This is a genomic window from Dysgonomonas sp. GY617, assembly GCF_015233815.1.
In the GTDB taxonomy this organism is placed as follows: domain Bacteria; phylum Bacteroidota; class Bacteroidia; order Bacteroidales; family Dysgonomonadaceae; genus Dysgonomonas_A.
On the sequence record NZ_JADCLR010000022.1, the window covers coordinates 101202 to 115747 of the forward strand.

General features: G+C 36.2%; 13 protein-coding genes. 8 read left to right on the forward strand and 5 right to left on the reverse strand.

Going from position 1 to position 14546, the window contains the following annotated elements; translation table 11 throughout:
* Positions 1-18: 18 nt before the first annotated feature.
* From IR022_RS12805 to IR022_RS12835, 7 genes are all read left to right on the forward strand, one after another.
* Entirely contained in the window at positions 19-996 is a 978-nt protein-coding gene (locus IR022_RS12805; protein ID WP_050708176.1) for a UDP-3-O-acyl-N-acetylglucosamine deacetylase, read from the forward strand.
* Positions 997-1010: 14 nt separating this feature from the next.
* Complete coding sequence (locus tag IR022_RS12810) at positions 1011-1223, forward strand: hypothetical protein (RefSeq protein ID WP_082204018.1); 213 nt, start codon at positions 1011-1013, stop codon at positions 1221-1223.
* 187 nt (positions 1224-1410) lie between these two features.
* On the forward strand, positions 1411-2754 hold the full coding sequence (locus IR022_RS12815) for a DEAD/DEAH box helicase (protein WP_050708177.1): 1344 nt from the start codon (positions 1411-1413) through the stop codon (positions 2752-2754).
* A 19-nt stretch (positions 2755-2773) separates the two neighbouring features.
* Entirely contained in the window at positions 2774-3250 is a 477-nt protein-coding gene (locus tag IR022_RS12820) for a hypothetical protein (RefSeq protein WP_194204001.1), read from the forward strand.
* A gap of 62 nt (positions 3251-3312) precedes the next feature.
* Positions 3313-3489, forward strand: coding sequence for a histone H1 (locus IR022_RS12825; protein ID WP_050708179.1), 177 nt, complete (start codon positions 3313-3315; stop codon positions 3487-3489).
* A gap of 194 nt (positions 3490-3683) precedes the next feature.
* Positions 3684-5627 carry a heavy metal translocating P-type ATPase gene (locus IR022_RS12830; RefSeq protein WP_194204002.1) on the forward strand — a complete coding sequence of 648 codons (1944 nt, stop codon included), beginning with the start codon at positions 3684-3686 and terminating at the stop codon, positions 5625-5627.
* Positions 5628-5904: 277 nt separating this feature from the next.
* Entirely contained in the window at positions 5905-7083 is a 1179-nt protein-coding gene (locus IR022_RS12835; RefSeq protein ID WP_194204003.1) for a multidrug effflux MFS transporter, read from the forward strand.
* 99 nt (positions 7084-7182) lie between these two features.
* Here the strand turns inward: IR022_RS12835 and IR022_RS12840 are convergent, their stop codons facing one another.
* Positions 7183-7710, reverse strand: a complete 528-nt coding sequence (locus IR022_RS12840; RefSeq protein ID WP_157258044.1) for a hypothetical protein — start codon at positions 7708-7710, stop codon at positions 7183-7185.
* 284 nt (positions 7711-7994) lie between these two features.
* On the opposite strand from IR022_RS12840, the gene IR022_RS12845 reads away from it, so the two are divergent.
* On the forward strand, positions 7995-8294 hold the full coding sequence (locus IR022_RS12845) for a hypothetical protein (RefSeq protein WP_194204004.1): 300 nt from the start codon (positions 7995-7997) through the stop codon (positions 8292-8294).
* A gap of 177 nt (positions 8295-8471) precedes the next feature.
* Here the strand turns inward: IR022_RS12845 and IR022_RS12850 are convergent, their stop codons facing one another.
* From IR022_RS12850 to IR022_RS12865, 4 genes are all read right to left on the reverse strand, one after another.
* Positions 8472-9299, reverse strand: a complete 828-nt coding sequence (locus tag IR022_RS12850) for an ROK family protein (RefSeq protein ID WP_194204005.1) — start codon at positions 9297-9299, stop codon at positions 8472-8474.
* 22 nt (positions 9300-9321) lie between these two features.
* On the reverse strand, positions 9322-10938 hold the full coding sequence (locus IR022_RS12855; protein ID WP_194204006.1) for an MGH1-like glycoside hydrolase domain-containing protein: 1617 nt from the start codon (positions 10936-10938) through the stop codon (positions 9322-9324).
* A 38-nt stretch (positions 10939-10976) separates the two neighbouring features.
* Positions 10977-12440 carry a PA14 domain-containing protein gene (locus IR022_RS12860; protein WP_194204007.1) on the reverse strand — a complete coding sequence of 488 codons (1464 nt, stop codon included), beginning with the start codon at positions 12438-12440 and terminating at the stop codon, positions 10977-10979.
* A 95-nt stretch (positions 12441-12535) separates the two neighbouring features.
* Positions 12536-14503, reverse strand: coding sequence for an alkaline phosphatase (locus tag IR022_RS12865; RefSeq protein WP_194204008.1), 1968 nt, complete (start codon positions 14501-14503; stop codon positions 12536-12538).
* Positions 14504-14546: the final 43 nt, after the last annotated feature.

Here is a 14546-nt window from a genome sequence, read left to right on the forward strand (position 1 = left end):
CGAAAAAAAAATGTTGTTATGACTAAACAAAGAACTTTAAAACAAAGTTTCTCTTTGGAAGGAAAGGGACTTCATACAGGAATTAACGGACGTATAACATTTAATCCGGCTCCTGATAATCATGGATATAAAATAAGAAGAACAGATGTAGATGGACAACCTATTATAAATGCTTTGGCCGAAAATGTAACTTCTACTGCTAGAGGAACAGTATTATCTAAAAATGGAGTTCAGGTAAGAACAGTAGAACATGCTTTGGCTGCCTTGTATGCTTGCGAAATAGACAATTGCCTGATTGACATAGATGGACCCGAATTTCCCATTCTGGACGGAAGTTCGACTCAGTTTGTTCGCAAAATAAAAGAAATAGGTGTTAGCTTACAGCAATCCAAAAGAATATATGTAAGCTTTCCACGCAAAAGAATAAAAGTGATAGATGAAGTTTCAGAATCATCGATACTTTTATTACCTGACGATCATTTCAATATAGAATGTCATATCGCATACGACTCTATTCTGCTTAAACGTCAAGATGCACGCTTGGAAGATATTTCTGATTTCACCAAAGACTTTGCTCCGGCTCGTACTTTTGTCTTCGTAAAAGAAATTGAACAACTATTGAAAAACAACCTCATCAAAGGAGGTGATTTAGATAATTCAGTCATTATTTATGACCAACTCATGTCACAGGATGAACTTGATCGTGTATCAGACTTAATGGGTGTGAAACGAAAAGATGCCAGCAAGTTAGGCTATCTAATGAACAAGCCATTACTATTTGCAAATGAACCTGCACGTCACAAGTTAGTCGATATTATAGGAGATGTAGCTTTAGTCGGATATTTTATAAAAGGAAAAATTGTAGCAAATTGTCCAGGTCATCACATTAATAATATGTTTGCCCGAGCCATTCGTAAACAATTAAATGTAAGTACCGAAGCCGACATGAACATTCAACAACCAAAACCTAGTCAATTTTATTGGAATCACCCTTAAAGTATTAAATCAAAATGAAAGATATATTACTATTTATCCACCACAACAATAGAGCATTAATAGGAACAGTTGTAGGTATAGTCTTAGGATACCTACACTGGTATTACTTTGCTTGTTATTGGGGAACTTATCCACTTTCAGCGGAATGTTGGATAAATTGTGCCTATGGCGGAGTAATAGGTGGATTTGTTATGTGTTTGTTTAAAGAAACTAAACACATAAGATAAGTCCAGTTTTTTGTTGTTACATTCTATTAAGGTAGGGGTGAGTAGGTATTATTCGCCCCTATTTGCTGTCCCCACATAGAGCTTCTTGCATAATCAGTCTACAAATAAATAAGATCAGAAGTAAAAAAACAAAGGGATTTAAGCTCTTAAATCGAGAAATTACAAGACATTAGATTACCTTTGCACTATGAATACAGAAAATAAAACAACCACCATATTATCGAATTTGGGTATCGAAACCCTAAATGAGATGCAGATAGCTGCCAAAGCAGCCATTTTAAGTTCGAGCAGCAATACAATACTATTGTCGCCCACAGGTTCGGGTAAAACAGTAGCATTCTTACTACCTGTACTCGAATTATTGAAGGAGGATGTAAAGACCGTTCAAGCCCTAGTGATTGTTCCATCTCGCGAACTTGCTATTCAGATAGAACAGGTATGGAAGAAAATGAGTACCGGATACAAAATAAATGTATGTTATGGAGGTCACTCTATTGATACTGAATTACGTAACCTCAGCAATCCACCTGCATTACTTATTGGTACACCGGGCAGGTTGAAAGATCACTTGGAAAGAGAATCATTCAATACAGACTCAATTCATACACTAGTATTAGATGAGTTTGACAAATCATTACAATTGGGTTTTCAAGATGAAATGAAGCACATCATCAACCAATTGCCTAACTTAGAAAAGAGAATATTGACTTCGGCAACTTCCGACGTAGAGATTCCTGAATTCACACAAGTTATATCGCCCAAAGTTTTAGATTATACTAAAAAAGAATCGAATGACGGACTTTCGGTAAGAATGGTTATATCGCCCGAAAAGGATAAAATAGAAACTTTATTTCAACTTATATGTGCCTTTAACTCCGAACCTGCTCTTATCTTCTGTAATCACCGCGAAGTAGCCGAGCGTATTAGCGATATGCTTACCGCCAAAGGTATACTGACTGGTTATTATCATGGAGGAATGGATCAGGACGACCGCGAAAGGGTGCTTATTCAGTTCCGCAATTATAGCTTGCGTTATTTGGTAACTACCGATCTGGCAGCACGAGGATTGGATATTCCCGAAATGAAGCATGTAGTTCATTATCACCTGCCTGCTAAAGAAACCGAGTTTATGCATCGTAATGGTCGTACAGCGCGTATGCATGCTCAGGGAACAGCTTATATCCTACTGCATAAAGATGAGAAAACTCCCGATTATGTTCCTACACACTACAAAGTATTCGGTGTCCAAGCAGGGAAACCCCTACCCGAGCGTCCCGAATTCCAAACAGTTTATGTAAGTGGTGGTAAAAAGAACAAGCTCAACAAAAGTGATATTGTAGGCTTCTTCTTACAAAAAGGAGAACTAGACAAAGACGATTTAGGATTGATAGAAGTAAAAGATTTCATTTCGTTTGTGGCTGTCCGCTCATCCAAAGTAAAAGCACTCCTTTCAACGATCAAAGATCAAAAAATGAAAGGAAAAAAATACAAGATAGAAGTTGCCAGAAACGTCATCAAAAAAGAAGAATAAAAACAAACATTTAAAAAACATGAAACATCTCTTTATCTATATACTTACTTTGGGAGCCATATTTACATCGTGCGATTCCAAGAAAGCGGCACAAGCCGAATATGAAAAAGAAAATATAAATACATCGGAAGCTAAAATAAATGACAGCACCAAGATTTTTATTGATGCCTCAAAAATAGATTCGATGATGCTTGTTCTTGATAACGATTTAAAAACAATTATCCAGAATTCGGACTATATAACATTAGCCGATGCAGTATTGACCGCTGAATACGATACTAGATTAAATGACAGCGACATAATGATAAAAATGCAGGCGCCCGATTATACTATTATAATCTATAATACAGGAAAATCGGCTGACGAAAGTGATTGGCTGATGGTCTGGAAAGAAAACGGAAGAACTAGATTTAAGAACAAATGGTATACTTTGGCTGAAGATAAAAAGGCTGATCTATATAAATTACTTGACAAATACAAAGAAATTTCGAAATAAAAAAATTTCGAAATTATATTGTTTCTATTACCTTTGCCCGAATTAAAAAAATAAATAAAATTATGAAAGAATTACTAGACAACTTGAACGCACTAATTGCAGAATTCACTAAAGACGCAGGACAACAAGCTGAAAGCGGAAACAAAGCTGCAGGAACTCGTGCTAGAAAAGCTTCTTTAGCTATTGAAAAATCTCTGAAAGAGTTTCGTAAAATCTCTATCGAAGAGTCTAAAAAATAAGAGAGACAACAAAAGAGATGCTGAAAAGTATCTCTTTTTTGTTTTATTACATTCTTTTCTCCCCCCCCCCCTCGCATCATATCCCCCTTTCACTATGTTTGCAACCTAGTTGCAAGTCTTTAGCTTTAAATTTGTCGTCAGATACAATATATTGTGATTAATCAAGTCGAACAACGGCTTTAATACATATTAAGATGGCAAATACAATTCAACAAACAGAATCTCACGAACATTGTTGTGGTTCGCACTCACATGAAGGCGGAGAAGGTACAACAACATGGAAAAGATATATTCCAGCAATATTCAGTCTGAGTACACTCCTTATAGGAATCCTTCTTGATAATATCAGTTCAATCAATTTCTTTTCGGGTTACCCCCGTTTAATATGGTATATAGTAGCCTATATCCCTGTAGGATTTCCTGTAATCAAAGAAGCATACGAAGCAATCAAGCAAAACGATTTCTTCAATGAGTTCACATTAATGGTTATTGCCACACTAGGCGCTTTCTTCATCGGAGAATACCCCGAAGGTGTTGCAGTGATGTTATTCTACTCCGTAGGCGAATTGTTTCAAGAATCAGCTGTAAACAAGGCTAAAAGTAACATTAAAGCCTTATTAGATATTCGCCCCGATACTGCAAGCGTATTAAGAAACGGTATTTACCAAACCGTTTCACCCGAAAGCATCCTTATAGGAGAAACAATACAAGTAAAGGTTGGTGAAAAGATTCCTTTAGACGGAATTTTATTGTCAGCCAGTAGTAGCTTCAACACGTCCGCTTTAACAGGCGAGAGCAAGCCCAAAACTATCCGTGAAGGCGAAAAAGTATTGGCTGGTATGCTCAACCTTGATAAAGTAATCGAAGTAAAAGTGGAAAAGAAATATGCAGACAGTTCACTATCCAAAATATTGGAGATGGTGCAGGATGCTACTTCTCGAAAAGCAAAGACAGAATTACTTATTCGTAAATTTGCACGCATATATACTCCTATTGTATTCTTTCTGGCATTAGCTATAACAGTAATCCCTTATTTTGTGCTTAGCGATTATGTATTTGCTACATGGCTGTACCGTGCTCTTGTTTTCTTGGTGATCTCATGTCCATGTGCATTAGTAATCTCTATTCCTTTGGGATATTTTGGAGGGATTGGAGCTGCTTCCCGCCATGGTATCCTATTCAAAGGAGCTAATTACTTGGATCTGATGACCTCTGTTAATACTGTTGTAATGGATAAAACAGGTACACTGACCAAAGGAGTATTTAAAGTACAAAACATAGTTTGCCCCTCATACGATCAACAAGAGTTTATTGAAATTGTAGCTGCTATTGAAAAACTATCAAATCATCCGATAGCTAAAGCCATTGTTGAGCACAGCATCTCAATAGCTAGAAACAGTCATAACAAAGCTAAAGATGTAAAAGAAATAGCAGGTTATGGTCTTAAAGGCTACGTAGGCGACAAAAATGTATTGGTGGGAAATGCTAAGATGATGCTAAAATATGGAATTGAATATGATAAGAGTATTGATTCTATTACCGAATCTGTAGTTGTTGCAGCCATCGACAATAAATATGCAGGATATATAACTATTGCTGACGAAATAAAAGAGGATGCTCTTTCTTCCATAGCCGAAATGCATAAGCTAGGCATACAAACCGTTATGTTAAGCGGCGACAAATCGTCAATAACCCAGAAAGTAGCCAAAGAGTTAGGAATCGATAGTGCACATGGTGATCTTCTACCCGAAGACAAAGTAAAGTATGTTGAACAATTGAAGGCTGACAAAACAAACGTTATTGCTTTTGTGGGTGATGGTATTAATGATGCCCCTGTTTTAGCACTCAGCGACGTAGGAATTGCAATGGGTGGTATGGGCTCCGATGCTGCCATTGAAGTTGCAGATGTTGTTATACAAACAGATCACCCATCTAAAATTACAACAGCCATACGCATCGCCAAGGCAACTAAACAAATTGTAATTCAAAATATAATACTGGCTTTTGCAGTTAAACTTCTGGTACTATCATTTGGTGCTGTTGGTGTTGCAACCATGTGGGAAGCTGTTTTTGCCGATGTAGGTGTAGCATTACTCGCAATATTGAATGCTGTACGAATCCTTAGAAAGAAATTCTAAACAGTCAGTAAAGGTGTCTCAATATAGGCACCTTTACTTTTTATTATTGGGGACTATCTCACAGTACATCTTCTATTTATTTAAATTATTATTACCTTTGAGCTTTATTTCAACTTTTAATAAATTATCAATATGTTTTTTTATTTAAAAATAAGCTAAGATATTCATTAACATCATATACCATCTTTCTCAACAGATGGAAATAAACTAATGAATATTAATATTTTACTCTTTTTAATTACTATCATAATTGGAGAGTAAGCTAAAGCGTATTTTTATGAAAAAATATATGCAAGAGCCATCTATATGGCTTCTTATATTTCTTGTAGGGTTTCCGCAAATCAGCGAAACCATCTATACCCCATCCTTACCCGAACTGGCTGAGCAATTACAAGCCTCTGACAATCAAATTCAACAAACCCTCAGTGCCTATTTCTTAGGTTTTGCTCTAGGTGTTTTCTGTTGGGGTATACTTTCTGATAAGATAGGCAGAAGACCATCTATGCTCTATGGCATCATTACCTACATAATAGGTTCTATTGGTTGCTTAATAGCCAATTCAGTTGAGCTGTTACTTATCTTTCGAGTAGTCCAGGCTTTTGGTGCTGCAACAGGCTCTGTTACCACACAGACTATAATGAGAGACTGCTATGACGACAAACGTCGCCCTCAAGCATTTGCCAAAGTATCGGCAGTTCTGGCATTCTCGCCGGCCGTCGGACCTCTATTAGGTAGTATAATATCACAATATTGTGGAGTGAGTTATATTTTCGTCACTCTAGTCATTATTGGATTAGTGGCACTTATTATGTCATACTTTACTCTCCAAGAAACTCGCCCTGATTCAACAACCTCCAGTATAACAATACTGTCGGTAACCAAACAAATGATTCTTGATAAGCATATCTGGATATTTGGCAGCTTTATAGGTATTATAAATGGTATTATATTCAGCTATTACGCCGAAGCACCTTTTATATTTATCAATAATCTGTACTTTTCTATCGTCCAATATGGATGTTTAGGTATAGTAGTGGCTCTCGCCTCATTTTTAGGTGCTGTTATTGGGAAGAAGCTGATAACACATTTACATTATATATCTGTAATGAGGATCGGTTATACGCTTATGTTATTCAGTAGCCTATTATTCATATTATCAGTAGGACTATCGTTACCATATATTTTATGCTTAGTGGGAGTCTGTGGCAGTATATTTCTACTTATGGCAGGCATAGGCATAGCCTTGCCCTCATGCCTCAGTAATGCCTTAATACATTATAGAAACTGTTTAGGTATTTCTGGTGCTTTACTGGGTTTATTATACTATATACAAGTAGCATTAATAACATGGGGAATAAGTAATCTCCATAATGATTCTATGCTTACTCTCCCTTTTTATTTGCTAGCATTAACTTGTTTCTTACTAATATTGACTTTACCTCTGAAACAAGAATAAAATTTTAAAACAAGAAGAGGTGAGCGAAAATTATTCGCTCACCTCTTTATATTATCCTAAAGTTTATAGACGTTTAATTAGATATAAACTCATTTCGAGTTAATCACTTCCATGAGACTCATTATTAGTATTCTTCACGATATTTATCTCAGCTAAAGATGTATGAGCTTCTTCCTTTATATGATCTATTTCAAGTGCTGCTTTTTCTACCATTAGCTGTGCTTTCTCAGCCACCAACTGAGCATGTTGTCTGATATAGTCTATCTGTTTTTCGCTCTCGGCTTTCAATTTATCAAACTCATCTTCTATCTCTTGCCTTTTCTTTTTGTTACTCTTATCCATAAAGAAACCTGCAATAGTAATCAAGATAGTCAATGCAGCGATTACAAGTCCGAATATATCTATGATTTTAGACAAACGACTTTGGGTTTCAGCTAAGCGTTTATCTTGTTCTATCATCTTGATGTCTACCTTATCTTTCTCATTTTTTAACTCCGTCAGCTTTTCATCCATTTCTTTCTTCTGAAGCTCCAGTTTCAGATCTACTTCTGTCTGGCTATACGAGTTTTGTGCATAAGTTACTATACTCAAAAAGAATAGTAACATGAATAATAGTTTCTTTACCATAAAATTGTTGTTCTGTAAGTTATAACGATTCCAAATTTAATCTTTTTCACTAAGGTCATAGAGTTTGTTATTGCTTAGACAAGTAAATAGACTCTCTTCTCCTTTAATAATTCTTTTTTAATAACACTTTTTGAAAGTATTTAGTTTTCGCACCCCTCTATTTAAACGCCTTACATACATCTTATAAATTTTAACTATTTCGCATTAAACAAAATAAATCAGAACTATGTTATATAAACAGTATAAGGCACACAATAGTGCGACATAAGATATTTAAAGATAAGATGGACATAGGATTCGACGTTATAGGGTCATTAATAATAGGTATTCTTATAGGATATATAGCTAATAAGCTTCCCAAAAAGAATAAACTTGGTTTATTTACAAGTTTTGCCATTGGTATGATAGGTGCTCTACTCGGATCTTTCGTGCTTAATTTATTTAGACTCGATTATGAATCGCTTACCTCTAATGTTCTTATAGGATATGCCACTGCAGCAAGTGTTGCTGCCATTTTTCTATATATGGCATTTATCATAAATAGAAAACAAGAGCAAGAAGAGCAAAAACAACAAGAAAAATAAAGCCATACATATTTTAGACTACATTTAGTTATTCAATTCTTTTATTTTATTTTACTCAATATTGGAGTGCGTATATCAAGATTTTGATTACGCACTTTTTTAATTTCACCATATGAAAAGAAAGGGTGATTATAGAATCTATAATCACCCTGTAAAATATGTGTTTCTGGTAAAGTATTAAATAATTAAATCTGCTGCTCCAACAATCGCGATGTCGTCTTTCTTAGAGCATGCTATTTTTAATTTAGCAACAGTTTCCGGATAAGGAAAAGTGTGTAAAGTTTCATACATTTTTGGAGAAAAGAATTCAAACGACCTAGAGATACTTCCTCCCAATATTATTGCTTGAGGGTCGTATGCAAAAAGAATAGTTTTCAGCAGGTTTCCAACATGGATACCAAACTCATCCCATATCTTTAAAGCCTCTGCATCTTTTTGACAAGCTCTATCGTAGGCCTTTCGTCCCGTTATATTATGTTCTTTTATAAAGAAATGACTGCTACAGTAATACTCATAATTGTGTTGAAGGTAAGATAACTCGCCTATCTCACCTGCTCCCGTATTAGCACCGTTACACAGCTTATTGTTAAAGATAATACCTGAACCAACTCCTGTTCCAAGAGCCACACATACGATATCATCGAAATTGGCACCCTCTCCACACGAATGCTCGCCTAGAGCAAAGCAATTGCAATCGTTATTCACTGATATGGGAATCTTGAATTCTTTCTCAAGAATCTCTTTGAGATGAACTTCTTTCCACGAAGGAATATTATTTACATTATAGACAATCCCTTTTTTTACATCTACTACCGAAGGAACTCCTATGCCTATGCTTGTTATATCGGAATTTATCACCTGATGAATCATACTAATCAGATGATCGAGAATCTCTTTTTCCGATTTATCGGCTTTGCATGACTCTGCTATTTTCTTGACAATAATACCTTTGTCAACAACTCCTATTCGAATATTGGTGCCACCAAAATCTATACCTATTTTCATGGTTGTAATTTTTCTATTCCGATTAGATCGTTTGCTTTCCTTCTTTAATAATAACCTTTTTCGACTTATCTTTACCCCAGTACACAGTTATTTCGAAAGTAATATTCGACTCAATAGTAATAACAGGAGTTTCATCAGCCGAGCTTCTCTTATTTACTTTAAAAGAAACTACACCTTCGGGTCCGAAAGGATACCTTTCAATACCATGAGCCTCTAATTGATTGACATCCCAAACTACGGAATTAGTAGAAAAATCGGATCGGATACCCAAAATATATTCAATAAATACAGCGATGGGAGGTAAACCTGTCCAACCGACAAAGTCTTTACGAGCCATAAAGCCTTGCTCTGCCGATTCGGGAGAATAATATTCCCAAAATGTTCCTGTCTTTTTATATACTTCAAAAATATTATCATAATGGTTCACAGCTATCTCATGAGCTTCTTTGCGATAGTCTTTTTTATCAAGACCTGTTATCACCATATAATTAGTACCCGGCCACACGCCACCTTGCCAATATCTGCCTTTTGCATTGTATTTGGGATTATCAGCAGATAGAGATGGAACTCTGTGCGGACGATTAAACGTCTTTGGGTTATCCAGTTCCTTTACCAAACGATCTAATTGTGGTTTTTTCAACACATCGGTTTGCAATGCCCAATAAGCCATAATTCCTTTGGTTGTTGATAGACTTCCATCTGCATATTGATCGTACAGAAAGCCTGTTTTCTCATCCCACATATTATCCTGAATATATTTGGTAAGCATTTTAATCTCATCTTCCAGATCTTCGATCTCCTGCCAACGCTCCAAATAGAATCCCATTTCGAGCAGGATATTATCGGTCAGTATTTGTTGCAAACAAGCATCTAACCATACCATATGTCCATGACTGAAAATCATACTATATTGAGATTGTACACGAGGCATATTGTCCATACCTGTGCCCCACCCGCTCGACCAGTATGTACCGTTTGGCCAAGTACGGTTCAATCTCAACCACTTATTATAAGCACACAGTACGGGAAATATTTTATTTAAACGATCTATATCTCCATATTGTTTGTAATATTGCATTTCAGCCCAAGGGATAAGGTTAGGACCTGTACTTACAGGATCGTAACGCTCGAAACAATCTGCACCATCTGCTTTTATTTCGCGACAGATAAAGCCATCAGGATGCTGTTTTGCATAGAAATTATCCAATGTATTTTGAAATGGAAAGAATCGATAACCATATCGGGCAAACATCATCATAAACGATGCATCCCACATGAAAATATTTCCATTGTAAGCTACATCCAAATAACTAGCAACAAAACCCGAACCTTCATCCGGTTGGCGGATATTCCCAATAGCTATTTGCCATGCCTTCCAATACATTTCTATTTCTTTGTCGTGCCCTTGCCATATAGGATTGGGCAATATATTCTTGGCTTCTTCAAAACTTTTAGGTTTCGTTATTTTAGGCTTTGCAATCCTATATTCATTTTCTGCCACCAAGGCTTCTTTTACATATGTATTCTTATAAGGCATATTATATTTTGGTGGAGTTTCATCGTTTTCCTGCGAAAACAAAGCCATCGGAAACATAATAATCAATCCGAGAATAAGAAGTACAAAAGATGTTCTTTTCATAAATTTTCTGATTTTAAGGTCATAGACCTTTCTTTTATTTACCTATTCGGTATAAACAACATATTATCGGGTATGGCTTGCTCTAGGATATGCCGACTAGCAATACCAACTTCGAGGCTTTGCCCCATATAGTTTTCAAGATAGCGAACTTCTATTTCATGAAATCCTGCTTCAAGAGCTACTTTCCCATCCACTCGCTTTAAACTGTGTGAGCCATCGTTATCAACCACTAATTGTCCGTCAATATACAATTTCGAACCATCATCCGAATTAGTATAAAATACATAGACTCCTCTTTCAGGTATTTTGATGTAAGACTTGAAGCCGAATGCAAAATAATCTTCTACCGCAGCAGATTCTATTGAGAAATTTTTCAATCTCCCTTCTTTCAAAGGTTTAAGAGAAACAATATCATCGACCGATTTAAATTTACCTTCGTAATAACTATACTCTACACCCTGTTTGGTCAACTTAATATCCTTTGCTGGCAGAAAGCTCAAAGTCTGCTCATCCACAGACGATATACCCGAAGGATAGTAATAATACAACTCTGTTCCTTTTTTAGTCCTGATCCATGTATCAAACTTAAACTGACCTTCGTACATTAGAATAATGCGAGAACCTCTTTCGAGTTTACCATAAGCATCCGTTCCCGATGTACGACCAAAACCTAGAGCTATATTCTTTTCGATACCAATATAGTCGTTATCATGATCATGTCCAACAAATACACCCATTACATCTTGCTTTTCAACCAAAGAAGCAAACATTCCCGAATTAATATCGGCAGCAGCTACACCTTCGCCTTTTGTACCTACTGTTGTTGGTTGACCTACAATAGTATTAAATTCAATAAGTGGAATATGAAAAAATGCCAATGAAGGTAATACTTTATTATTGTTTTTAGAAGCATAAGTATCACTCAGATGTCTATACCAACTAATCTGATCGAAATGTATCCAATCATAATGCCCGACTTTATCGTTTTCAGGATAATCATTCGAGTCGATATGATACAAAACAGCAGCCGTTTTATCACCTTTTGATGCCATTACAGGAATTGCATAATTTCCACAACCTGTCATAGGTAAACCTTTTTCTCCGGCATAATAAGGTAAGCCTTCTATTATATCAAATATTTGGCAACGAGAGAATCCTCGTCCTTTTTCTGAATCATGATTACCTAATACAACAGTCCAAGGAATTTTAGCTTCCTCGAATATCTTAGCCACAACCAACCATCCGTCCTTAATGGGTGGATCGCTCACTACATCACCCGTAAGCACGGCTAAATCGAGCTTTTCTGCTTCCAGTACGGCTTTAATCGTTTCTATTGTTTTAGCACAATTATCAGAAGTGTTGTTCCAGTGAATATCTGTAAATTGGGCAATTTTAAATTGTCCTGCTTTATTGAATCGGAACTGGATATTGTCTTTTGCGAAAGACGACATCGAACCAAAGCTCAAAAAAAGTAACAGGGATAAAATTGTATATTTTTTCATATGCTTAAGTTAAAGAAAGTATTTAATGATATACTTGAGGTTTATAAGAGGCTTTAGCTATTTTACTAACCAAAGCAACAATAAGGTCTAAGACCTCATTTCTTTTGTTTGTTTGCATCCAAAAGAGTTTTCATCTTATGAAACACCTGAGTATTTTTATATACCCCGATAAATTCAGCAGAACCAGGCCCATAAGCAAATACAGGCAGCATAATAGGTGTATGGTCGTCAGTCATATAACGAGCCGTAATCTTACCTGTTTCGAGATCGCCATCCACTAAAGTAAGACCGCCCGTTTCATGATCAGCAGTTACTACAATTAAAGTTTCACCATTACTGTCGGCAAATTTCATAGCCTCAGCAATTGCCATATCAAAACTAAGCATCTCGACAATAGATCCGGGTAATGAATTAGCATGACCTGCATAGTCTATTTTAGCACCTTCAACCATCAGGAAGAATCCGTTCTTATTATTCTCGCTTAGTTTCTTTATCGATTCTTTTGTTGCATCTGCCAATAAGCCAATAGTCTCGGCAGTTGCAGCTTGTTCCATACGTTCATCAATAGCAATTACTTTCCCGCTTTTGCTATTTATCTCGTCTATCGAAGTAGTAATATTATATTGCGATTTCAGTTCATCTGCCAGATTTCTATTGTCTTTTCTATCTGTTAAAATATGCATTCCACTACCATTGAGAAGAGTAAGATTACCTTTTAATAGCCATTCGGTAATTTCATCAGCATTGTCTCGCTCAGTAGAATGTCCGTAAAATGCAGCAGGAGTTGCATCTGCAATATTGCCCCAAGTAACAACTCCGGCAGTCATACCTTTAGATGTAGCGACATCGCTCATCGATGGATAAATAGTGCCATCATCAGACATCGAAATGTGACGGTTGTTATTAGATTCTCCCGTAGCTAAAGCACTTCCTCCGGCTGCCGAATCGGTTGTAAAGGCATCTTTCGAGCTATTTTGTTGTAAGCCTAGATACTTAAATCCGAACAACGACAAACCTTTATTTGCGCTTGCTGCTACATTAATTTGAGCCAAGCCCATACCATCACCAATCAAGAAGATAATATTTTTAACAGGCTTTCTAAGTCCATCATTCAGATAAGTAGGCTTATATATTTCAACACCTTTCGATAATTGAAGTTTCTTATTGTCGAACCCTTGAAAACCGGCTGTCGTTTTATCCAAACGGTCAGTTTTGGTAATTCCCTCATGCGCATTAGCATGGTCAGGAGAGATTACGAAATTCTTGTCATCAAAATTGTGAAAAAAGTCAGCACAAAGTTCGGGCACATCAGTATTTATAATATCTACACCCATTGTATGGAAAGTATTCCAAGCCGTTACATGATCGGGAGTTCCCCAAAAGCGGATAGGTTTACCCATTGCATGAATCTGGTTAATAACCGCTTCTACTTTCTTTTTCTGATCAGTTACTAGTGTCCCTTTTCCATTCCATTGAGCATACTCAAAAAAAGGAACACTTATATAAGCTACCCTAGCCAATTGTTGTGGAGTATATTTTTCGCTCAACAATCCGTCAAACTGAATATAGGTTGGATATTTCGAAAAATCAGCAGGGTTAGGAACAAATTCACCAGTAATAACTATTTGTACCGCATAAGGGTTCACCTCTCGGTTAAATACTTCAGGGTGTGCATTCAACTTCTCTACTACAAGATCCAATGTAGGAGTAGCAGCAGTTTTCAGTTCTATCAGCAATTGAAGCTTTTTGTCCGAATCTTTCCAAGGTCTTCCATTATTCTGTTTGAATAAATGTACCAATGGATTGATATATAACTCATCTAAAGTAGAAGCTGTAGGTAATTCATGTAAATCATGAGCAACGAGAAGCTGTTTATCTTTACTCAGAAAAATATCAGCCTCTACCGACGATACTTGCTGAGCGTATGCCTGATAAAAAGGTACTCTACGTTGGTAATCGTTGTGAGAATGTATAAAAATGTCCTTTTGTGCGAATGTAGTTGCGGGAAAGCTTGCTCCCAACAATACTAATGAAAGAAACGCACCTATATATCTTTTTTTCATCTTGTTATTTTTTATTTGAAATCATATATTTTAAAATAGATAG

Bases quoted from the DNA above. Each gene is read 5' to 3' on its own strand.
- IR022_RS12805 (WP_050708176.1), top strand. From the start codon at position 19: ATGACTAAACAAAGAACTTTAAAACAAAGTTTCTCTTTGGAAGGAAAG.
- IR022_RS12810 (WP_082204018.1), top strand. From the start codon at position 1,011: ATGAAAGATATATTACTATTTATCCACCACAACAATAGAGCATTAATA.
- IR022_RS12815 (WP_050708177.1), top strand. From the start codon at position 1,411: ATGAATACAGAAAATAAAACAACCACCATATTATCGAATTTGGGTATC.
- IR022_RS12820 (WP_194204001.1), top strand. From the start codon at position 2,774: ATGAAACATCTCTTTATCTATATACTTACTTTGGGAGCCATATTTACA.
- IR022_RS12825 (WP_050708179.1), top strand. From the start codon at position 3,313: ATGAAAGAATTACTAGACAACTTGAACGCACTAATTGCAGAATTCACT.
- IR022_RS12830 (WP_194204002.1), top strand. From the start codon at position 3,684: ATGGCAAATACAATTCAACAAACAGAATCTCACGAACATTGTTGTGGT.
- IR022_RS12835 (WP_194204003.1), top strand. From the start codon at position 5,905: ATGAAAAAATATATGCAAGAGCCATCTATATGGCTTCTTATATTTCTT.
- IR022_RS12840 (WP_157258044.1), bottom strand. From the start codon at position 7,710: ATGGTAAAGAAACTATTATTCATGTTACTATTCTTTTTGAGTATAGTA.
- IR022_RS12845 (WP_194204004.1), top strand. From the start codon at position 7,995: ATGGACATAGGATTCGACGTTATAGGGTCATTAATAATAGGTATTCTT.
- IR022_RS12850 (WP_194204005.1), bottom strand. From the start codon at position 9,299: ATGAAAATAGGTATAGATTTTGGTGGCACCAATATTCGAATAGGAGTT.
- IR022_RS12855 (WP_194204006.1), bottom strand. From the start codon at position 10,938: ATGAAAAGAACATCTTTTGTACTTCTTATTCTCGGATTGATTATTATG.
- IR022_RS12860 (WP_194204007.1), bottom strand. From the start codon at position 12,440: ATGAAAAAATATACAATTTTATCCCTGTTACTTTTTTTGAGCTTTGGT.
- IR022_RS12865 (WP_194204008.1), bottom strand. From the start codon at position 14,503: ATGAAAAAAAGATATATAGGTGCGTTTCTTTCATTAGTATTGTTGGGA.